General features: G+C 61.2%; 1 protein-coding gene. It reads left to right on the top strand.

Annotation, left to right across the window (positions count from 1 at the left end; genetic code table 11):
• On the top strand, nucleotides 1-659 hold a 659-nt coding region (locus tag AC1DWT_RS51745), incomplete at both ends, for a serine hydrolase domain-containing protein (protein ID WP_477926338.1).

Below are 659 nucleotides of genomic sequence, written 5' to 3' on the forward strand. Positions count from 1 at the left end.
GTATCTGCCCGATTTGTATCTGCCCGATTTCGCGGTCGCCGATCCAGACGCCAGCGCCACGGCGACGGTGCGACAACTGCTCAACCACACGTCGGGTTGGCTCGGTGACGATCTCCAGGACTTCGGTCGAGGTGACGACGCGATAACCAAGTTCGTGGCGTCGATGACCCGGCTCCCACAAAAGACCCCGCCGGGCACGGTCTTCGCCTACAACAATGCGGGGTTGGTTGTGGCGGGGCGGATCGTCGAGGCCGTGACCGGATCGGTCTATGAGGACGCCGTCCAGAAGATGCTGCTGGACCCGCTCGAGTTAAGTCACACCCGCTTTCTTCTCGGACCAGATAATCGGCCAAAATATCGCCGCCTCACACAACGTCGACAACGGAAAAGCCGTTGTGGATCCGGGCTTCTGGTTCTTCTCGCGCAGTTGCAATCCGACCGGATCGTTGATATCCAGCGTGCGGGATCAGGTGCGCTACGCGCGCTTCCACCTCGGCGACGGCACTACACCCAAGGGAGATCGGTTGATGAGCAAAGACTCGCTCATCGCCATGCGTTCGAATCCAGGCGTCGGCGGCACGCTTCAGGTCGAACTCACCGGCGTGGGAGTGACATGGATGCTGCGGCCGTCCGCGGAGAACGAGACGATCGTCCAACAT

Source organism: Rhodococcus sp. P4_B6 (genome assembly GCF_056402215.1).